General features: G+C 56.9%; 20 protein-coding genes. 14 read left to right on the top strand and 6 right to left on the bottom strand.

All coding sequences use genetic code 11. The features are described from left to right. Positions 1-29: 29 nt before the first annotated feature. Both dusA and pspG read left to right on the top strand, forming a co-directional pair. A complete protein-coding gene (dusA, locus tag PVE98_RS18170; protein ID WP_096072428.1) occupies positions 30-1,025 on the top strand; it encodes a tRNA dihydrouridine(20/20a) synthase DusA in 996 nt (331 codons plus the stop codon). A 176-nt stretch (positions 1,026-1,201) separates the two neighbouring features. Further along, the gene (pspG, locus tag PVE98_RS18165; RefSeq protein ID WP_096072429.1) at positions 1,202-1,468 is read left to right on the top strand and encodes an envelope stress response protein PspG; all 267 of its coding nucleotides are present in this window, start codon (positions 1,202-1,204) and stop codon (positions 1,466-1,468) included. Between the two features lie 189 nt (positions 1,469-1,657). On the opposite strand, the gene PVE98_RS18160 is transcribed toward pspG, so the two are convergent. Further along, complete coding sequence (locus PVE98_RS18160; RefSeq protein ID WP_407568528.1) at positions 1,658-2,641, bottom strand: quinone oxidoreductase; 984 nt, start codon at positions 2,639-2,641, stop codon at positions 1,658-1,660. Positions 2,642-2,736: 95 nt separating this feature from the next. On the opposite strand from PVE98_RS18160, the gene dnaB reads away from it, so the two are divergent. From dnaB to PVE98_RS18130, 6 genes are all read left to right on the top strand, one after another. Beyond that, positions 2,737-4,143 (top strand): replicative DNA helicase, encoded by a 1,407-nt coding sequence (gene dnaB / locus PVE98_RS18155; RefSeq protein WP_048781402.1) that lies wholly within the window; start codon positions 2,737-2,739, stop codon positions 4,141-4,143. A gap of 123 nt (positions 4,144-4,266) precedes the next feature. Then, the gene (locus PVE98_RS18150) at positions 4,267-4,758 is read left to right on the top strand and encodes an Lrp/AsnC family transcriptional regulator (protein WP_033749153.1); all 492 of its coding nucleotides are present in this window, start codon (positions 4,267-4,269) and stop codon (positions 4,756-4,758) included. Between the two features lie 240 nt (positions 4,759-4,998). Continuing rightward, complete coding sequence (locus tag PVE98_RS18145; RefSeq protein WP_033749154.1) at positions 4,999-5,613, top strand: YitT family protein; 615 nt, start codon at positions 4,999-5,001, stop codon at positions 5,611-5,613. Positions 5,614-5,661: 48 nt separating this feature from the next. Then, positions 5,662-6,855: an amino acid aminotransferase gene (locus PVE98_RS18140; RefSeq protein ID WP_096073860.1), complete on the top strand. Its 1,194-nt coding sequence runs from the start codon at positions 5,662-5,664 to the stop codon at positions 6,853-6,855. A gap of 143 nt (positions 6,856-6,998) precedes the next feature. Continuing rightward, on the top strand, positions 6,999-7,421 hold the full coding sequence (locus PVE98_RS18135) for a secondary thiamine-phosphate synthase enzyme YjbQ (RefSeq protein ID WP_033749156.1): 423 nt from the start codon (positions 6,999-7,001) through the stop codon (positions 7,419-7,421). After that, a complete protein-coding gene (locus PVE98_RS18130) occupies positions 7,418-7,753 on the top strand; it encodes an MmcQ/YjbR family DNA-binding protein (RefSeq protein WP_033749157.1) in 336 nt (111 codons plus the stop codon). The genes PVE98_RS18135 and PVE98_RS18130 overlap by 4 nt, the downstream gene beginning before the upstream one ends. Before the next feature lie 41 nt (positions 7,754-7,794). On the opposite strand, the gene PVE98_RS18125 is transcribed toward PVE98_RS18130, so the two are convergent. Both PVE98_RS18125 and uvrA read right to left on the bottom strand, forming a co-directional pair. After that, entirely contained in the window at positions 7,795-8,859 is a 1,065-nt protein-coding gene (locus tag PVE98_RS18125; RefSeq protein ID WP_033793196.1) for an NAD(P)-dependent alcohol dehydrogenase, read from the bottom strand. Positions 8,860-9,134: 275 nt separating this feature from the next. Further along, positions 9,135-11,972 carry an excinuclease ABC subunit UvrA gene (gene uvrA / locus PVE98_RS18120; RefSeq protein ID WP_313619318.1) on the bottom strand — a complete coding sequence of 946 codons (2,838 nt, stop codon included), beginning with the start codon at positions 11,970-11,972 and terminating at the stop codon, positions 9,135-9,137. Between the two features lie 226 nt (positions 11,973-12,198). Here uvrA and ssb1 point away from each other — a divergent pair, with 226 nt between their 5' ends. From ssb1 to PVE98_RS18105, 3 genes are all read left to right on the top strand, one after another. Beyond that, the gene (gene ssb1, locus PVE98_RS18115) at positions 12,199-12,753 is read left to right on the top strand and encodes a single-stranded DNA-binding protein SSB1 (RefSeq protein ID WP_033749160.1); all 555 of its coding nucleotides are present in this window, start codon (positions 12,199-12,201) and stop codon (positions 12,751-12,753) included. 214 nt (positions 12,754-12,967) lie between these two features. Then, positions 12,968-13,795, top strand: coding sequence for an AraC family transcriptional regulator (locus PVE98_RS18110; RefSeq protein WP_096073861.1), 828 nt, complete (start codon positions 12,968-12,970; stop codon positions 13,793-13,795). Positions 13,796-13,875: 80 nt separating this feature from the next. Further along, positions 13,876-14,835 carry a DMT family transporter gene (locus PVE98_RS18105; RefSeq protein WP_033749161.1) on the top strand — a complete coding sequence of 320 codons (960 nt, stop codon included), beginning with the start codon at positions 13,876-13,878 and terminating at the stop codon, positions 14,833-14,835. 924 nt (positions 14,836-15,759) lie between these two features. On the opposite strand, the gene PVE98_RS18100 is transcribed toward PVE98_RS18105, so the two are convergent. Then, complete coding sequence (locus PVE98_RS18100) at positions 15,760-16,155, bottom strand: transposase (protein ID WP_033749162.1); 396 nt, start codon at positions 16,153-16,155, stop codon at positions 15,760-15,762. A gap of 525 nt (positions 16,156-16,680) precedes the next feature. Here PVE98_RS18100 and PVE98_RS18095 point away from each other — a divergent pair. Both PVE98_RS18095 and PVE98_RS18090 read left to right on the top strand, forming a co-directional pair. Next, positions 16,681-17,937, top strand: coding sequence for a polysaccharide biosynthesis C-terminal domain-containing protein (locus PVE98_RS18095; protein ID WP_033749163.1), 1,257 nt, complete (start codon positions 16,681-16,683; stop codon positions 17,935-17,937). Between the two features lie 8 nt (positions 17,938-17,945). After that, positions 17,946-18,896 (top strand): ATP-grasp fold amidoligase family protein, encoded by a 951-nt coding sequence (locus PVE98_RS18090; RefSeq protein ID WP_033749165.1) that lies wholly within the window; start codon positions 17,946-17,948, stop codon positions 18,894-18,896. A 236-nt stretch (positions 18,897-19,132) separates the two neighbouring features. Here PVE98_RS18090 and PVE98_RS18085 read toward each other — a convergent pair whose 3' ends face one another. Continuing rightward, the gene (locus PVE98_RS18085) at positions 19,133-19,414 is read right to left on the bottom strand and encodes a YjcB family protein (RefSeq protein ID WP_033749166.1); all 282 of its coding nucleotides are present in this window, start codon (positions 19,412-19,414) and stop codon (positions 19,133-19,135) included. 262 nt (positions 19,415-19,676) lie between these two features. Beyond that, the gene (gene soxS / locus PVE98_RS18080) at positions 19,677-20,102 is read right to left on the bottom strand and encodes a superoxide response transcriptional regulator SoxS (RefSeq protein WP_033749167.1); all 426 of its coding nucleotides are present in this window, start codon (positions 20,100-20,102) and stop codon (positions 19,677-19,679) included. A gap of 83 nt (positions 20,103-20,185) precedes the next feature. On the opposite strand from soxS, the gene soxR reads away from it, so the two are divergent. Continuing rightward, positions 20,186-20,671: a redox-sensitive transcriptional activator SoxR gene (gene soxR / locus PVE98_RS18075; RefSeq protein WP_033749168.1), complete on the top strand. Its 486-nt coding sequence runs from the start codon at positions 20,186-20,188 to the stop codon at positions 20,669-20,671. Positions 20,672-20,718: the final 47 nt, after the last annotated feature.

Below are 20,718 nucleotides of genomic sequence, written 5' to 3'. Positions count from 1 at the left end.
CATCACCCTTAACGGATTTTCTGCGCTTCATGAGCAATTCTTTCTCCTCGCAACGTTTTTCCATCGCGCCGATGCTCGACTGGACCGACCGACACTGTCGCTATTTCCACCGTCAGCTGACTGGCGACGCGCTGCTCTACACCGAAATGGTGACCACCGGCGCCATTATTCACGGCAAGGGCGACTACCTGGCCTACAGCGAGGCGGAACATCCGGTCGCGCTGCAGCTTGGCGGCAGCGATCCGGCGGCGCTGGCGCAGTGCGCGAAGCTGGCGGAAGAGCGTGGCTATGATGAGGTAAACCTCAACGTCGGCTGTCCCTCCGATCGCGTCCAGAACGGGCGCTTCGGCGCCTGTCTGATGGCGGAAGCGTCGCTGGTGGCCGAGTGCATCGACGCCATGCGTCAGGTGGTTTCGATTCCGGTGACGGTAAAAACCCGTATCGGCATCGACCAACAGGACAGCTACGCCTTTTTGACCGATTTTGTCGGCACCGTCGCGCAGCGCGGCGGCTGCGACACCTTTATCATCCATGCGCGTAAAGCCTGGCTTTCCGGCCTGAGCCCGAAAGAGAACCGCGAAATTCCGCCGCTCGACTATCCGCGCGTCTATCAGCTAAAGCGTGATTTTCCCCAGCTGACTATCGCCATTAACGGCGGCGTCAAGTCGCTGGAAGAGGCCAAAACGCACCTGCAGCATCTTGATGGCGTGATGATGGGACGCGAGGCCTACCAGAATCCTGGCCTGCTGGCGCAGGTCGATCGCGAGCTGTTCGGCCGTGACGCGCCGGTTGCGGATCCGGTAGCGGTGGTGCGCAGCATGTATCCCTATATAGAGGCGGAACTGGCGAAGGGCACCTACCTCGGCCACGTCACGCGTCATATGCTCGGCCTGTTCCAGGGCATTCCCGGCGCGCGTCAGTGGCGTCGTCATCTGAGTGAAAACGCCCATAAGCCGGGCGCAGACGTACGCGTGCTGGAAGCCGCGCTGGCGCTGGTAGCGGATAAGATCCCGCAGGAAGCCTGACCACCTGCGGCAGCGGAAAAAAACCAGCCTGAGGGCTGGTTTTTTTTACGCCAAAAATAGATGAAATTCGCCACTGTTATGGCGGTCGTTATAGGTATTTTCTTTTCTATTCAAACAGATAAATTCTGGCACGCTTCTTGTAATAAAGCTGTAGAACTAATAAGAGGAGTAACAACGTGGAAATTCTATTTGTGCTGGGCTTTTTCCTGATGCTCCTGGTCACAGGCGTTTCGCTGCTGGGCGTGCTGGCGGCGCTAGTGGTCGCGACGGCGGTGATGTTTATCGGCGGCCTGTTTGCACTTGTAATCAAATTGTTGCCGTGGCTGGTGCTGGCGCTGGTTGCTGCCTGGATGTATCGCGCCTTTTGTGGCGATAGCCGCGAACGGGCGCGCCGTAAGCTGCGTCGTAAAATCAGCAAGTTAGAACGGCGTCGCGGCTATTAATTGCGGGTGCGATCACAGACTGACAGATTGCTTATGCCAGTTTCGCAATTAAACATATTTTTTACTTATGTTTTCTGTCAGGATAATCGCCGTTGAGTCGACATGAATTCATCGCCGCTGTCCCTACACCAGCGCGAACGATAAAAAGAAAAGGGGCTTCCTACGGGAAGCCCCGTTTGCATTCAGGCATCAGGGAATAAGCAGGCTGGATCCCTGGGTGCTGCGGCTTTCTAGCGTGCGATGCGCTCGCTCCGCCTCTTTCAGCGGGAACTTCTGCTGTTCCGGCACTTCGACCTTGATTGCGCCGCTGGCGAGCAGCGAGAAGAGATCGTTGCTCGCCTGCTCCAGCTCTTCGCGGTTGGTGATATAACCGTAGAGCGAAGGGCGCGTGACAAACAGCGAGCCTTTCTGGTTGAGAATGCTCAAATCCACGCCGGTAACCGGCCCGGAAGCATTACCAAAACTCACCATCAGCCCCTGACGGCGCAGCGAATCCAGCGACGCTTCCCAGGTATCTTTGCCCACCGAGTCATACACCACCGCGACTTTTTTGCCGTCGGTCAGCTGGCTGACGCGTTCAGCGATATTCTCTTCCCGGTAGTTGATGGTCGCCCAGGCACCCGCCGCTTTCGCCAGCTTCGCCTTTTCCGCCGACCCGACGGTGCCGATAAGATGCGCGCTGAGCGCTTTGGCCCACTGGCAGGCAATCAGGCCAACGCCGCCCGCCGCCGCATGGAACAGAAAGGTCTCGTCCGGCTTCACCTGATAGGTCTGGCGCAGCAGATAGTGCACGGTGAGCCCCTTCAGAAAGCTGGCGGCAGCCTGTTCGAAGCTGATGGCGTCCGGCAACAGCATCAGGCGATCTTCCGCCACGTTGTGCAGCTCGCTGTAGGCGCCCAGCGTCGCCTGGCAATAGACCACGCGATCGCCCGGCTTAAAGCGTGTGACCGCGCTGCCGACGCGCTTCACCACGCCCGCCGCTTCGGTGCCGAGGCCAGAGGGCAGCGTGGGAACCGGATAAAGGCCGCCGCGCACGTAGGTATCGATATAGTTAATGCCGATAGCGCGGTTCTCTACCTGCACTTCGCGTTCAGCAGGATCGGCAGGATCGACATCTACCCATTGCAATACCTCAGGCCCGCCCTGCGCGGTGAACTGAATACGCTTTGCCATTTTTACTCCTGTGATTGTTCAACATGAGGCGTGAGAGGCGCGCCGCCATAAGGTATACTGGCGCGTCCCCTCAGAAGATCGGTATTGCATTCACTATGGCAGGAAATAAACCCACCAACAAATCGAACGACACGCCCGACCGGCAGCTGGAAGGTATTAAAATGCCGCCGCATTCGATTGAAGCGGAGCAGTCGGTGCTGGGTGGGTTGATGCTGGATAACGAACGCTGGGACAACGTCTCCGAGCGCGTCGTGGCGGAAGATTTCTTCAACCGCTCGCACCGTCTGATCTTTTCCGAGATGCAGCGTCTGCTGGAAGCGGGCCAGCCCATCGACCTGATCACGCTCTCCGAGTCGCTGGAAACGCGCGGCGAGCTGGAGATGGCGGGCGGGTTCGCCTATCTGGCGGAGCTGGCGAAAAACACCCCTAGCGCGGCAAACATCGGCGCCTATGCGGATATCGTGCGCGAACGCGCGGTCGTGCGCGAAATGATCTCGGTCGCGAATCAGATCGCCGACGCCGGTTACGATCCGCAGGGACGCAACAGCGACGAACTGCTCGACTTCGCCGAGTCCAACGTCTTTAAAATCGCCGAGTCGCGCGCCAGCAAAGATGAAGGGCCGAAGAACATTCAGGAGGTGCTGGAAGCCACGGTTTCGCGCATCGAATCCCTGGTCTCGACGCCGCACGACGGCGTGACCGGCGTCGACACCGGCTATCAGGACCTGAATAAAAAGACCGCCGGTCTTCAGCCTTCGGATCTGATTATCGTCGCGGCGCGTCCGTCGATGGGTAAAACCACCTTCGCCATGAACCTGTGCGAAAACGCCGCCATGCTGCACGACAAGCCGGTGCTGATCTTCAGTCTGGAGATGCCCAGCGAGCAGATTATGATGCGTATGCTGGCGTCGCTGTCGCGCGTGGATCAGACGCGCATCCGTACCGGCCAGCTTGACGACGAAGACTGGGCGCGTATCTCCGGCACCATGGGCATCCTGCTGGAGAAGAAGAATATGTATATCGACGACTCCTCCGGCCTGACGCCGACCGAAGTGCGCTCGCGCGCGCGACGCGTCTTCCGTGAAAACGGCGGACTGAGCATGATCATGATCGACTACCTGCAGCTGATGCGCGTGCCGGCGCTCTCTGACAACCGTACGCTGGAGATTGCCGAAATCTCTCGCTCGCTCAAGGCGCTGGCGAAAGAGCTTAACGTGCCGGTAGTGGCGCTGTCGCAGCTCAACCGCTCGCTGGAGCAGCGCGCCGATAAGCGTCCGGTCAACTCCGACCTGCGTGAATCCGGCTCTATTGAGCAGGACGCCGACCTGATTATGTTTATCTACCGCGACGAGGTTTACCATGAAAACAGCGATCTCAAAGGCATCGCCGAGATTATTCTGGGTAAACAGCGTAACGGTCCTATCGGTACGGTGCGCCTGACCTTCAACGGTCAGTGGTCGCGCTTCGACAACTATGCCGGTCCGGCGTACGACGACGAATAACTCTCTCTCCCGGCATGCACGATCTGTGCATGCCGCCTCGCATCATCAGAAAATAGTGTTGGACAACCTCGCCGTTAATCGGGTTATCTGTATCACAGCGCACGTTTACGCACTGGAAGCAGCATGACTCACGTAGATGATTACGACCTGAAAATACTGACTTTATTACAATCTAACGGCCGCCTGACCAACCAGGAGCTGAGCGATTTAGTGGGCCTGTCGGCATCGCAATGTTCGCGCCGCCGCATCAACCTTGAACAGGCGAATTTGATCCTCGGCTATCATGCGCGTCTGTCGCCTGATGCGATCGGTCTGGGCATGGTTGGTCTGATTGAGGTGCGGCTGATTAATCACACCGCCGAATACGTTGACAGCTTTCACCGCATGGTGGAGCAGGAAGAGGCGATCGTCGACGCCTACAAAACCACCGGCGACGCAGATTATCTGTTGAAAGTCGCCGTAGCGGATCTCGCTTCGCTGAGCGCGCTGATAAGCCAGCTGGTAGCGGGCCATCAAAGCGTGTCGCATGTGAAAACCTCGGTGGTGCTGGGTCGCCTGAAAGAGAACGGCCTGATGATGGCACCCGCGCACAAAATGCGCCAAAAGAGTGCATGATGTGCTTAATTGGTGCAATAGCTCGCCAGATAATGCAAAAGATATGCGTCAGAATTCGAATTTGTGCATGAATTGACGGTTTTCCCGCAAGGCGTGCGCAAAAACAAGCAACAAAAGCGCCTTAGTTATCAAATGGATAATCACTGGCACCTGCCGAAAGCGACCATAAGCCGACGGTATGGTGCGTTTTTTGCATCTTAACGCCATGCTTTTTCCGCTTAGAGTGCAATAAGATTACCTATGGATAACGTCGTAGAACCTACCCGCATTCCCCATTCCCGAATTGAAGACGCGCTGGCAATAGTGCTCGGCACGCTGATGGTCTCTTTCGGCGTCATTATGCTGAAGCAGGCGGGCGCGCTCACCGGCAGCACCGCCGGTATCGCCTTCCTGATTAGCTACCTGTCGCCGCTCTCGTTCGGCAGCGCCTTTTTCCTGATCAACCTGCCGTTTTACTGGCTGGCGGTACGCCGCATGGGATGGGAATTCACGCTGAAAACCTTTTGCGCGGTGGGGCTGGTGTCGCTCTTCACCCATCTGCATCCGCTCTTTGTCCACTTTTCCGCGCTCAATCCCTTTTATGCGACACTGTTCGGTAACGTGATCATGGGCATTGGGTTTATAGTATTGTTTCGTCATAAAGCCAGCCTGGGCGGGATCAATATCCTGGCGCTGTGGCTGCAGGATCGCACTGGGCTGCGCGCCGGCAAACTGCAAATGGCCGTCGATACCTGCGTCGTGCTGGCGTCGCTGTTCGTCGTCAGCGGGCCGATGCTGCTGGCGTCGGTCGCGGGCGCAGTGATCCTTAACCTGATTATCGCCATGAACCATCGTCCCGGACGGTACATGGTTTAATGCTGCATACACCTCTGATTCTTACGACCACACATGGAGATCTGCACCGTGTTTCAAAACGTTGATGCCTACGCCGGCGATCCGATTCTGTCGCTGATGGAAACCTTTAAACAGGATCCGCGCACGAATAAAGTGAATCTCAGCATCGGCCTCTACTACGACGAGCAGGGCATTATTCCTCAGCTGCAAGCGGTCGCCGCCGCAGAAGAACAGCTCAAGGCCGAGCCGCAGCAGGCATCGCTCTATCTGCCGATGGAAGGCCTCAACGCGTACCGCAACGCCATTGCGCCGCTGCTGTTCGGCGCCGATCACCCTATGCTGAAGGCGGGCCGTATCGCGTCGATTCAGACGCTGGGCGGCTCCGGCGCGCTGAAAGTCGGCGCGGATTTCCTCAAGCGTTACTTCCCAAACTCCGGCGTATGGGTCAGCGATCCGACCTGGGATAACCACGTGGCGATCTTCAACGGCGCGGGTTTCGAGGTGAAGAGCTATCCGTGGTACGACGCAGAGACCAACGGCGTAAAATTCGACGCCTTCCTCGCCGCGCTGAAAGCACTGCCGAAGCAGAGCATCGTGCTGCTGCACCCCTGCTGCCATAACCCAACCGGCGCCGACCTCACTGACGCGCAGTGGGATCAAACCGTTGAGGTGCTGAAGGCGCAGGAGCTGATTCCGTTCCTTGATATCGCCTATCAGGGCTTCGGCGCGGGAATGGAAGCGGACGCCTATGCCATTCGCGCTATCGCCGCCGCTGGCCTGCCGGCGCTGGTCAGCAACTCCTTCTCGAAAATTTTCTCGCTGTATGGCGAACGCGTCGGCGGCCTCTCTATCGTGTGCGACAGCACCGAAGAGGCGGGACGCGTGCTGGGCCAGCTGAAAGCCACGGTGCGCCGCAACTACTCCAGCCCGCCGAACTTCGGCGCGCAGGTGGTGGCGCGCGTGCTCAACGACGACGCGCTGAAAGCGAACTGGCTGGCGGAAGTCGAGGCGATGCGCCTGCGTATTATCGCCATGCGCAAAACCCTGGTGGACGTGCTCAGCACGGCGCTGCCCGGCAAAAACTTTGACTACCTGCTGAAGCAGCGCGGCATGTTCAGCTACACCGGCCTGAGCGCGCAGCAGGTCGATCGACTGCGTGAAGAGTTCGGCATCTATCTGGTGGGCAGCGGTCGTATCTGCGTCGCCGGGCTTAACAGCAATAACGTGCAGCAGGTCGCGCAGGCGTTTGCCGCCGTCATGTGATGTAGCGGATTCTGTCATCCGCGTCCCTGGCTTGCTCCAGATACAAACCGTCCGCTCAGGCTGACGGTTTTTTTTCGCCTTCAGGTTTACCTTTCCGCGACTTATTGCACACTTAAACGGTGTAACTAACTCAGGAACAAGGCATGTGGCATCAACAAACGCTCACGCTCGGTGAGAAATCACGCGGTTTTCATCTGGTCACTGACGAGATCGTCGGCCAAATTCCGGCGCTGGCTCAGGTGCAGACCGGCCTGTTGCATCTGCTGCTGCAGCACACTTCAGCGTCGCTGACGCTGAATGAAAACTGCGATCCCACGGTGCGCAGCGATATGGAAAACCATTTTATGCGTCAGGTTCCGGAAGCGGCGCCTTACCAGCACGACTATGAAGGCCGCGACGATATGCCGGCCCATATCAAATCCTCCACGCTGGGCGTATCGCTGCTGCTGCCGGTTCAGCGCGGCAGGCTGATGCTGGGCACCTGGCAGGGCATCTGGTTAGGGGAACACCGCATTCACGGCGGCGCGCGGCGCATTGTCGCCACTTTACAAGGGGAGTCGAAATGAATACGTCAGATCTGCTGACTTACTGCATGAGCAAACCGGACGCGGAGCAGAGCGTGCACAGCGACTGGAAAGCGACGCAAATTAAAAGCGGCGGCGTGCTGTTCGCCATGGTGCATGAGGTTGAGGGGCGTCCGGCGGTGTCGCTCAAAACGACGCCTGCGCTGGCGGACTTGCTGCGTGAGGAGCACAGCGACGTCTTTCCCAGCGAGCATCTCAATAAGACGCACTGGAGCACGCTGCTGCTGGACGGATCGCTGAAAGATTCGCAGATCTACTATCTGGTGGATGCCTCTTATCAGCAGGCTGGCGCGACCCGCGCGGCGGGCGTCTGAGAGAAGAAGCGCGCGGCCTGAAGCCGCGCGCCGGGTGTTGCTTACGCCGCCGCTTCGTCGCGCAGCGTATTGATATCGATAACAAAGCGGTACTTCACGTCGCTTTTCAGCATACGCTCGTAGGCTTCGTTGATCTGATTCATCGCAATCAGTTCAATATCGGAAGTAATGCCGTGCTTGCCGCAGAAATCGAGCATCTCCTGTGTTTCGGCGATGCCGCCGATCAGCGAGCCGGCAATGCTGCGGCGTTTCATGATCAGGTTAAATACCTGCGGCGCCGGGTGATCGTGCTCCGGCGCGCCGACCAGCGTCATATTGCCGTCGCGCTTCAGCAGGGCGATAAACGGGTTGAGATCGTGCTGCGCCGCCACGGTATTCAGGATGAAATCGAAGCTGTTGGCGTGCTGCGCCATCTGATCCGCATCTTTCGAGATCACCACTTCATCCGCGCCCAGGCGCTTGCCGTCTTCAATTTTCGACGGCGAGGTGGTGAACAGCACCACATGCGCGCCCATCGCGTGCGCAATTTTCACGCCCATATGGCCCAGGCCGCCCAGGCCGACGATACCAACTTTTTTGCCCGGACCGACGTTCCAGTGGCGCAGCGGCGAGTAGGTGGTGATGCCTGCGCACAGCAGCGGCGCGACGCCCGCCAGATCCAGATTTTCCGGCACGCGCAGCACGAAGTTCTCATCGACGACCACCGCCGTTGAGTAACCGCCGTAGGTGACGTCGCCGGTTTCGCGATCCTGGCCGTTATAGGTGCCGACGAAGCCGACTTCGCAATACTGCTCCAGCCCTTCCTGGCAGCTTGGACAGCTGCGGCAGGAGTCGACCATGCAGCCGACGCCAACCAGATCGCCGACTTTGTATTTGCTGGCATGGCCGCCGACAGCGGTCACGCGGCCGACGATTTCATGTCCCGGCACGACCGGAAAAAGGGTGTTTTTCCACTCGTTGCGGGCCTGATGCAGGTCAGAGTGACAAACGCCACAGAACAACACTTCAATCTGTACATCATGCGCGCGCAGCTCGCGCGGTTTGTAATCGAACGGCGCCAGCGGGGATTTCGCGTCCTGAGCAGCGTAGGCGTGCGTAATATTCATGGTGTCTCCAGGTTCGTTGTGTCGTGAATAGAGTCTTGAGTTCGGCGCGCAGGGCGCCGTGATAAGAGGGCGCAGCCAACAGAGCGCGCTAATGAGGAACGTTAAAAGGATAGTCACAGAAGGTCAGCGCGGCTATGCCTATACATGCCTGAATCTTGCCTGATTCTGTTTTTATCGGAGGAAATATGCAGCAAAAAAAGGCCCGCCTGCGGCGGGCCTGAGAGGACCTTTATGGACTAACGCGGCTGGCGCCAGCCGCTTGTAGGAAATGAGCGCTAGGCGCTCTTTTTCACCAGCAGTGGCTTCAGGAAGCGCGCGGTATGCGATTTCTCGCACTCCGCTACGGTTTCCGGCGTACCTGCGACGAGGATTTCACCGCCGCCGCTGCCGCCTTCCGGGCCAAGATCGACAATCCAGTCCGCCGTTTTGATCACGTCAAGGTTATGCTCAATCACCACGATGGTGTTGCCCTGATTGCGCAGCTGATGCAGCACCTCCAGCAGCTGGGCGATATCGGCGAAGTGCAGGCCGGTGGTCGGCTCATCCAGAATATAGAGCGTCTGGCCGGTGCCGCGTTTCGACAGCTCGCGCGCCAGCTTGACGCGCTGCGCCTCGCCGCCGGAAAGGGTCGTCGCCGACTGGCCGAGACGAATATAGGAGAGGCCGACATCCATCAGGGTCTGCAGCTTGCGCGCCAGCGCCGGGACGGCGTCAAAGAACTCGCGCGCCTCTTCGATGGTCATCTCCAGCACTTCATGGATGCTCTTGCCTTTGTACTTAATCTCCAGCGTCTCGCGGTTATAGCGCTTACCTTTGCACTGGTCGCAGGGCACGTAGATATCGGGCAGGAAGTGCATTTCAACCTTCAGCACGCCGTCGCCCTGGCAGGCCTCGCAGCGGCCGCCGCGCACGTTAAAGCTGAAGCGGCCCGGATTGTAGCCGCGCGAACGCGCTTCCGGCACGCCTGCGAACAGCTCGCGCACCGGCGTAAAGATGCCGGTGTAGGTCGCCGGGTTGGAGCGCGGCGTGCGGCCGATTGGGCTCTGGTCGATATCGATCACTTTATCGAAGTGCTCAAGCCCGCTGATCTCGCGATAGGGCGCCGCTTCGCCGGTGGTCGCGCCGTTCAGATGACGCTGCGCGATCGGGAACAGCGTATCGTTAATCAGCGTCGATTTACCTGAGCCGGAGACGCCGGTGATACAGGTGAACAGGCCGACCGGCAGCGTCAGCGTCACGTCTTTCAGGTTGTTGCCGCGCGCGCCGCTGAGCTTCAGCGTTTTGGTGGGATCGCCTTTCACGCGCTCCTGCGGCACCGCGATCTCGCGCTTGCCGCTAAGGAACTGGCCGGTCAGCGACTCTTCCACCGCCATGATTTCGTGCACCGTGCCTTCCGCCACGATCTGGCCGCCGTGCACGCCGGCGCCGGGGCCGATATCGATCACGTGGTCCGCCGCGCGGATGGCGTCTTCATCATGCTCGACCACAATCACGGTGTTGCCGAGATCGCGCAGGTGAATCAGGGTGCTGAGCAGGCGCTCGTTGTCGCGCTGATGCAGGCCGATTGACGGCTCATCCAGCACATACATCACGCCCACCAGTCCGGCGCCGATCTGGCTCGCCAGGCGGATACGCTGCGCTTCGCCGCCGGAGAGCGTCTCTGCGGAGCGCGACATCGACAGGTAGTTCAGGCCGACGTTCACCAGGAAGCTCAGACGGTCGCCAATCTCCTTCAGCACTTTCTCCGCGATTTTGGCGCGCTGGCCGCTCAGCTTAAGGTTGCGGAAGAAATCCATCGCATGGCCGATGCTCATATCGGAGATGGTCGGCAGATTGGTGTTCTCCACAAACACGTGGCGCGCTTCGCGACGCAGGCGGGTGCCTTCGCAGCTGGCGCAGGCGCGGTTGCTGATGAACTTCGCCAGATCCTCGCGCACTGCATTGGATTCCGTCTCTTTATAGCGGCGCTCCATATTGTGCAGCACGCCTTCGAACGGATGACGACGCACCGAGGTGTCGCCGCGATCGTTGATGTACTTGAACTCAATATTCTCTTTGCCGGAACCGTAGAGAATGACCTGACGCGCTTTCTCGCTCAGGGTGTTGAACGGCGCTTCGACGTCAAAGTTAAGATGCTCGGCCAGCGAGCGCAGCATCTGGAAATAATAGAAGTTGCGGCGATCCCAGCCGCGGATCGCGCCACCGGCCAGCGACAGCTCGCCGTTCTGCACCACGCGGTCAGGATCGAAATATTGCTGCACGCCCAGACCGTCGCAGGTCGGGCAGGCGCCAGCCGGGTTGTTGAACGAAAAGAGACGCGGCTCCAGTTCGCGCATGCTGTAGCCGCAGATCGGGCAGGCGAAATTGGCGGAGAAGAGCAGCTCTTCCGCGTCCGCGTCGTCCATATCGGCGACGATCGCTGTCCCGCCGGAAAGATCCAGCGCGGTTTCAAGGGACTCGGCGAGACGCGTCGCCAGATCCTCGCGCACCTTGAAGCGATCGATGACGACTTCGATGGTGTGCTTTTTCTGCAGCTCCAGCTTCGGCGGATCGGAGAGATCGCATACTTCGCCGTCGATACGCGCGCGGATGTAGCCCTGCGCCGCAAGGTTTTCCAGCGTTTTGGTGTGTTCGCCCTTGCGATCTTTCACCACCGGCGCCAGCAGCATCAGGCGTCGGCCCTCTTCCTGCGCCAGCACGTTGTCCACCATCTGGCTTACGGTCTGCGCCGCCAGCGGCACGTCATGATCCGGGCAGCGCGGTTCGCCTACGCGGGCGAACAGCAGACGCAGATAGTCGTGGATCTCGGTGATCGTGCCGACCGTAGAGCGCGGGTTGTGTGAAGTGGACTTCTGCTCGATAGAGATAGCGGGCGACAGACCTTCGATATGGTCGACGTCCGGCTTCTCCATCAGAGAAAGAAACTGACGCGCATAGGCAGAGAGCGACTCTACGTAGCGGCGCTGACCTTCCGCATAGAGCGTATCAAACGCCAGAGAGGACTTACCGGAGCCTGACAGGCCGGTGACCACTATGAGTTTGTCGCGAGGGATGATCAGGTTGATGTTTTTCAAATTATGGGTGCGGGCACCACGAACTTCGATCTTATCCATTCACCTTTCCCGGATTGAGCAGCACGCCCCGTGTCTTGCGGACACGATTAGCGTAAACAGGGTATTATGGCACAAAAAATAGACTGATTAAATATCCAGTATTTTTTGCTTTTTGGGTGTAAAATGAGCGCCTCTGCGAGGCGGCTCGAAAGTGGGAACGCTTAGCAGGACGTGGTAGAATTGATCGTTTAGACTCTTAAGTAACAACTCATCGGGAGAGAGCAACATGGCCAGTCGTGGCGTAAATAAAGTGATTCTTGTCGGGAATCTGGGTCAGGATCCGGAAGTGCGCTACATGCCGAATGGTGGCGCGGTTGCCAACATTACGCTGGCCACCTCGGAAAGCTGGCGTGACAAGCAGACCGGTGAAAACAAAGAGATCACCGAGTGGCACCGCGTTGTGCTGTTCGGCAAGCTGGCGGAAGTCGCCGGCGAATATCTGCGTAAAGGTTCGCAGGTCTATATCGAAGGCCAGCTGCGCACCCGCAAATGGCAGGACCAGGGCGGCCAGGATCGCTATACCACGGAAGTGGTGGTCAACGTCGGCGGCACCATGCAGATGCTGGGCGGCCGTCAGCAGGGCGGCGCCAGCGCAGGCGGCGCGCCGATGGGCGGCGGCCAGCAGAGCGGCGGCAACAACAACGGCTGGGGCCAGCCGCAGCAGCCGCAGGGTGGAAACCAGTTCAGCGGCGGCGCGCAGTCGCGTCCGCAGCCGCAGAGCGCCCCGGCGAGCAACAACAACGAACCGCCGATGGATTTCGACGACGATATCCCGTTCTGATTGTTGCGCCATCGCATCACGATCTCAGGCCCCGTTTATGCGGGGCTTTTTTTCGTCTGGTGTTAATGAAATACGCTGCCTTACGCTGCGTCAGCACGGCTTGTCAAAAATGCGCGCTGCGCGCGCCGGCCGTCGCGAAAACCCAAAACTCTTTTGCAATTCGCCAGCTGTCGCTGGCATGCTGAAAGCCTGTCTGGTTAACGAGGAGATCGAGGTGGAGGGCGTTCCGGCTATTTTTCCCTGCGAAAAAGATCGCGCGCAGTTTCGCCAGTTTGCCGAGCTGCCAGGCGTAGAACTCTATCAGGCGCATATTACCCGCTATGCGTTTGAGCCGCATACGCATGAGGCTTTCGGCATCGGCACTATCGAATCGGGCGCGCAGCGATTTCGCTATCGCGGTGCGCAGTACACGGCGCCGACCCATTCGCTGGTCATGATGAATCCCGACGAGCTACACACCGGCGAGTCCGCCTGTGATGAGGGCTGGCGTTATCAGATGATCTATATCCAGCCAAATGAGATGGCGCAGCTTACCGGCGACCGCGGCTGGTGGTTCAGCGACGCGCTGCGCACCGACTCGCATCTGGCGCTGCCGCTATCGCAGGCGCTGTCGGCGCTGTGGCTGGCCGACAGCCCGCTGGCGCGGCAAAGCCTGATGGGCGAAGTGCTGGCGCAGCTAAGGCCGCTGGCGCGCATGGCACATAAAGGCAAAGAAGAGGGGCGTCACCGCTTCGACCAGGTGCGCGATTACCTGCGCGACAATCTGGCCGAGTCGGTAAGGCTGGAAGAGCTGGCTTCGCTGGCGGGGCTCTCGCCGTGGCATTTTCTGCGCGCCTTCCGCGCCCACTTTCACGTTACGCCGCATCAGATGCTGATGGCATATCGGCTATATGAAGCCAAGCTGCTGCTGGCGCGCGGGTTGTCGGCCGCCAGCGTGGCGGCGAGCGTCGGCCTGAGTGACCAGGCGCATCTCACCCGCGCTTTCGCCCAGCGTTACGGCATTACGCCGGTGCGCTATCAAAAACAGGTGCGCGGCGCTTAGGGCGAACCGCAATCTGCTACAAGATTTTTCCCTGCTTTTTCCGCCACACTTCCTTACGCACTTTAATAAAGGAAGAGATGATGTTAGCTGGCGTGTTTTTTGCCCTTGCCGCAGGGCTGATGTGGGGACTGATTTTCGTTGGGCCGCTGCTGGTGCCGGACTATCCTGGCGCGCTGCAGTCTGCCGGACGCTATGTCGCGTTCGGCCTGATCGCGCTGCCGCTCGCCTGGCTGGATCGCCGTCGCCTGCGTAAGCTGCTGCCGGCTGACTGGCGCGAGGCGCTAAAACTGTCGCTGGTGGGCAACCTTCTTTATTACACCTTTCTCGCCAGCGCGATTCAGCGCACCGGCGCGCCGGTATCCACCATGATTATCGGCACGCTGCCGGTGGTGATGGCGATTACCGCCAATCTCCTTTACGGCCATCTTGAAGGACGCCTGGCCTGGCGTCGGCTGACGCCTGCGCTGCTGGCGATCGGCGCCGGTCTGGCGTGCGTCAATATCGCCGAACTGCGCGGGCAGGAGGGCGAATGGGATGTAGCCCGCTACCTGAGCGGCATCGCGCTGGCGGTGCTGGCGGTCGCATGCTGGACCTGGTATCCGCTGCGCAACGCGCGCTGGCTGCGCACCCATCCGCAGCACAAGCCCGCCACCTGGGCGACGGCGCAGGGGATCGTGACGCTGCCGCTGGCGCTGGTGATGTATGCGCTGGTGGGGGCTCAACTGGCGTGGCAGCAGCCGAACTTCGCGCTGCCGTTTGGCCCGCAACCGCAGCTGTTTCTGCCGCTGATGCTGATGATTGGCCTGCTCTGCTCCTGGCTCGGCACCCTGTGCTGGAATGCCGCCAGCCAGCGACTGCCGACGGTGTTTATGGGACCGCTTATCGTATTTGAAACGTTGTCCGGCCTGCTGTGGACCTTTCTGTGGCGACAAAGCTGGCCGCCGCTGCTGACGCTGGCCGGTATTCTCTGCCTGATCTTCGGCGTGCTCTGGGCGATGCGCATCAAGCCTGAGCCGCTGCTGACCTCGATTGAGCATTAATTCCTCCGGCCAGCACCTTATTTAACAGGCGCTGACCCGCTGATTTCACACCGTTTTAAGAATAATACGCAGAGCGGAGCGGCAAAATTTGCCGCTCTTTTGCTATTAAATCGCTAAGGGCGGGGTGAGAAGCGTAATAAAAAGCGATCGCGATCGCATTTTTTCCTCGCTTTAAACAGCGCTTAACCTCAATCGCAGGCCGTAATTACCTCTTCAGACGGCTCATATTCCATCCCAGACAGGCATTAAGACCTGAGCAATGGCGATCAATTCGCCATTTTGCTGCATATTTATCGTCTGCCGGTGCGTTTTTATTGGCATTTGGCCCTGAGAATAGCGTCTGATAAACCACCTTTTTTTCCAGAAAGGAGCTGGCTATTAAGAATAATTCCCAATGAGAAAATTTACGAAACTTTAGCTTCGACGATCTTTATGCTGAATAATCTTATATGAGTTAGCACCCGAATATGAAAAGCGATAAGCATTGATAAACCATTCAGCCAGGAAAATTCCTGGCATTTTTTTACCGCTCCGGTTATTTGAAGTTGATTAAATATTCTCCACTGGATGCAAACTTAGTGCCAGGCTATGTTGAAGTAAAAATGGCTTCTCTTAGAAAAGCTGTTCAGCGCAGCTTAATGGAAGGAGAGCGTTTTAGCGCCGTGCATTAACATGCCTGATGTAAAGCAGAAAGCACCAATCTCATCGAAATGAGATTGGGCGAGAGGAGAAGTAGCGAGAAATGCGAGACTTTTGCTGGTGCTTATCAATATTACCGCAAAAAATGAAAATCGATCCGGCTGCAAACCCATCAGGAATGCATGGAACGAAAATTAAAGCCACGAATGGTATCTTAAAGTGTCATCATCTCTTCTGGTAAGAACAATCTCAGCGCTAAGTCAGTTTAGGGCAGTATTATTGGTTTTATCGATTTTCCGAGCCTGACGGATAGTGATAAACGCTGCGGCTAATATCGAGCAGGCGGCAGCTGCGGCGCGTGCCGATGTCGAACGTGCTCTGCAGGAAGTTGACCGCCTGACGCTTCTCGTTGGTAGTAAAGAAGTTCTTCAATACGCTTTGCAGCATCTCCTTATCTGAGTTGAGCGTTTGCAGCTCACGGGTAAGTGTTTGTAGTTTATCTTCTAACTCCTTGATTCTTCTTCCTTCCTCTGAAGAGAGGCCGGAGAACTTCTTCTTCCAGCTATAGAAGGTGGCCTCAGAGATCCCCAGCTCGTCACAAATCTCCCTGACTTTAACCCCTGATTCAGAAGCTTTAATGGCATTTGTGATTTGCTCTTCGCTATATCGTGACTTTCTCATAAATGCTCTTACCTTTCTTATCGATTAATGGATGAGATGTACTGTATTAATATCTGGCACTGTAAATAAACTATTAATGCAGTATTAAAGTGCGCGATTAGAATTGCGTGGGTTAAATTAAGATATTTAGAATAAATATCATCATGGGATAAATCTTATTTTATTCTTATCGGATGGGCGCACCTTCCTGGCCAGGGATTTTTGTTATAGATTCTTCCCATCCCAAATACGAAAAATTTCTACGTACATTTGATATTTAGCATAACGTGCTTGCTAAATTCGCAGGGAAATGGCTTGCGAATGGGTTCTGTTTTCATCGTGAAATCGATTCCAGATTTGCCATTCTGAGCCAAATTTAATCAGAATTATCCTGAAAATATTCACCGAATCGTGTTCTGATTCTCATTTTTCGGACCAGCCTGGTTTGAAATCTTTAAATAACGCCAGGCCCACTGAGCGCTTGTTAATTCGTTACAGGGACGTTGTACCGAAGCGGTTGAAGTAAGTAATGCAAAGGATGAGTCAATGAAATTAAGCGTAATGTCTAATGCCGCCTGGATGATGTCTGAGAAGATCGTCTCGGTTTTTGGCGTCATATTTGTGACCTCCTACGTGGCGAAATCATTCGGGCCAACCGTATTTGGCCAGATGGCGTTTTCTACCTCTTTATTTTCAATGGTCCAGACCGTCGCCATCTTCGGTACCGAAACTATCTTGTTTAAGCGGATCAGCAAAAGCGCGCCGAAAGGGCTGCGCCTGATGAATGTGGCGCGCACGCTGCGCATGATTTTACTGCTGGTCACCGCAGCGCCGGTGCTGGCCTGGGTGTGGTTCACCATGCCGCAAAACTTTCTGGCGTTCACGCTGGCGTCGTTCGTCGCCTCGGTATTCGTGACGCAGGACACCTTCAGCGTTTACAACAACGCGCGCCTCGCCTCCCGGCTCAATACCGTTGCGAACTCGCTCGGCATGCTGCTGAGCTTTACCATCAGCTTCGTGATCGCCTGGCTGCGCCTGAATCCGGCATGGCTGACGCTCTCTATCGTGGCCGTGACGCTGGTGCCTTACGTTATCAAGCGATACAACTTTTACCGCGAAACGCAGGATATTGCTCCGCCGCAGGAGAAACGTAGCGCCTATCTGCGCTATTTGATGTACGCCGGTCTGCCGCTGGCGATCTCCAGCATTTTTATTTCAGTGCAGGTTAAAGCTGCGCAGATGTTTTTAGCCGGCATCGCGTCGGCAAGCGATCTCGGGCTGTTTGCGGCGGCCAACACTATCGCGGCTTCGTGGATTTTCATCCCCGTGGCGCTCATAACTTCATGCTTCACTGAAATCTTCAGGGAACGCGGCGAAGTGGCTATTAAGCTGGCAGCGCGGCTTAACGGCTATGTCATGGGAGTTTCACTGATGATGTTGCTGGTCATCGCGCTGTTCGGCGAGAAAATCATCATCGCTTTGTACGGTTCAGAATACACACAGTCAGGAAGTCTCATTACGTTGTTGTCAATGGCGACCTGTTTCTCCGCTATGGGCACCGTAGCCTACCGCTACATGGTGAAAGAGGGTGGTTTCAACTATCTGTTGAAGAAAATCATCTGCCTGATGGTCATCAGCCTGCCGCTTTCATGGTGGCTGATCCAGGGCTACGGCATTATGGGCGCCGCATGGAGCGTCTTCGTGTCGGAACTCTTGTCCCTTACCGTAATGAATTACTTCTTCAAAAACGGCGTCATTCAAAGAATTCAGGTTTCCTCACTCAACTACAAAACCTACAAATGAGGTCAGATATGTTTAAGTTGAAAGATGAACTCAGAAGAAGTGTGCAGTACTTCATTAAGAAGATGCCCTGGGCGTACCAGGACCGCATTTACTACTTCCACAAGTTCAAAAAATTGCCCAATTTGCGTCAACCCAAGGTCTTCAACGAAAAGGTGCTGTACCGCAAGTTCGTCTATGGCGACTACCAGATTTACGGCCGCCTTTCGGATAAGTATTCGGTGCGCGACTATATCGCCGAGAAGATTGGCAACGAATACCTGATTCCGCTGGTGCATGAGTCGACCGATCCGGCATCGTTGAACAGTCTGCAATGCTGGAAGGGCACGGTGATCAAGCCGAACCACGCTTCCAACATGGTAGAGATCCTGCTGGAAGAGCCGGACGCGCTGCGCAAGCAGCAGATTATCAACAGCTGCTATAAGTGGCTGAAGACCGACTTCGCCAACGAGGCGCGCGAGATCCACTATCGCTATATCAAGCCGCGTATTCTGGTTGAAAAGTATATTGGCGACGGCAAAACGGCACCGATCGATTACAAGTTTCATATGTTCAACAAGCGCGACGGCCGCTTTGAATATGTGCTGCAGGTGATCTACAACCGCTGCCAGCCGCAGCTGTCGATGAACTTTTACGTCAATAATCTGACCGAAGCGTTCCACAAGATTCGCGACACCGGCCTCGACGTGACGAAAATCGCCGATTCGCTGCAGCACGCGCTCGATCTGAGCAAGAAGCTGGCGAGCGATTTCGACTATGTGCGCGTGGACTGGTATATCCATGAAGGCCGCATCTATTTCGGCGAGCTGACCTTTACGCCGGGCGCAGGTCTGGTGACAGGGCTGGATCGCGGACTTAACCAGATGATGGGAGATATGTGGATTCAGGATCGCCGCGGCACGCAGATACCGGGCGTTTCGGTGCAGGACGTGAATATCCCTGCGCTGTTGAAGAAAGTTTGAGTCACACAGCAAAATAAAAAACCCCGCTATGCGGGGTTTTTTATTGGCTTTAAGCAATGTGCTAGCGCGGCAGGCATGGCCCGATCGCAAAGTCGCTTAACGCATCCATGCTCGCTCGGCCCGCGCCGTCCCTGGCGCGGGACGCTTTGCTCTTCGGGCCATGCCTGCCACTTTCAGCTACATAAACCGCCTGTAATAAAAAACCCCGCTATGCGGGGTTTTTTATTGGCTAACGATTAAGGCATTGGCCAGTCGGGCGGGGTCTGGCTCATCACCTGAATAAAGGTATCTTTGGTCACCAGCATAAAGTGATGCACGTTTTCCATGCTCAGCGAGATGCCCAGCAGCCCCATCACGAACCAGCAGGTCATCCCGAGACCAACGCCGCCGCACATAAACGCCATCACGTGATGGCTGCTCTGACGGAATTTAATTTTAAGGGTGCTGGCAAAAAACATCATGATTGCGCTGAGCAGTTCCCAACGCATGACAATCAAGCTGGTGGTTATGGTCGCCATCGACTTAAGCCTCTGAATCTAAGTGATTATCCCTGACGGTTACCGGACATCACTGGCGACGAAAAGCGTGGTCAGGGAAAGGCTTTTCGCCGTCATAAAGGGTGTAATATGTGAGCTGGGTCACATTATATCACTGGATTTGATTTTTTGAACAAAATTTGTACCTGGTATGGTAGAAATTTTTTTATCGAAATGTTGTCCGGAAAATCAGGGCATTAGGCGAGGAAAGCGGGAAGGTGCGCCCGTAAAGGGCGCCAGAGGCTTAGCGAACTGGACAGCATTCCCCGGTGGTGCGCTGGGTATAGCTTGCCGCAGGTTCGCTACAGTCGAAGCTCAGCATACGTGGACGCTGAATCGCCTGGCGACGCATAAAGTGGCGATAGGCGGTCGGCGTCTGCGAAAACTGACGGCGGAAGACGCGGGAAAAGGTCTGCTGCGAGTCATAGCCGTACTGCATCGCGATATCAAATACCGGACGCTGCGTCTGACGCAGCGCTTCCGCCGCCAGCGTCAGGCGACGTTCGCGAATGTAGCCGCCTAGCGTCTGTTTCGTCACGGTGCGGAACATACGCTGCAGGTGCCATTTTGAATAGCCGGACCTGGCCGCCACTTCATCGATAGAGAGCGTCTTATCCAGGTTTTGGTCGATCCAGCGCGTCAGGGAGTGAATGATCTCTTCTTGCATCATAATCTCGTCCTTTAGTCCTGAGGGATTCGTTATTTGACGGAGGCGAGTATAATTCCTCAAGTTAACTTGAGGTAAAGAGCCAGATGAAAAAAGATCGCAACTACCCGAAACCGGTTTTGACGCCGGGCGAAGTCGCGCGCCGCAGCGGCGTAGCGGTCTCCGCGCTGCACTTTTATGAAAGCAAAGGGCTCATCTCCAGCACGCGCAACGGCGGCAATCAGCGCCGCTACAGCCGTGACGTGCTGCGGCGCGTCGCCATTATCAAAATCGCCCAGCGCATCGGCATCCCGCTCGCCACCGTCAGCGACAGCCTGATGCATATTCCCGCCAACAAGCGCATGTCGACCCACGAGTGGGACGCCCTGACGCAGCACTGGCGCGAGGAGCTGGATAAGCGCATCGAAACCCTGACGCGCCTGCGCAACGACCTCGACGGCTGCATCGGCTGCGGCTGCCTGTCGATGCGCGACTGTCCGCTGCGCAACCCCGGCGACCGGCTGGCGCAGCAGGGTTCCGGCGCGGTGCTGCTCGATCCCGAACAGGACGATAAAGGCGAGCCGCCGCGCTAAAGAGGATGAGCGCTATACTTGCCTGAGGTCCATAACAGGAATTCACT

It is taken from the genome of Pantoea sp. GABEPS69 (assembly GCF_045780835.1).
Classification (GTDB): Bacteria; Pseudomonadota; Gammaproteobacteria; order Enterobacterales; family Enterobacteriaceae; genus Pantoea; species Pantoea septica.
The sequence above is the reverse complement of the archived record's forward strand: the minus strand, read 5'-3'. Positions and strand labels throughout refer to the sequence as shown.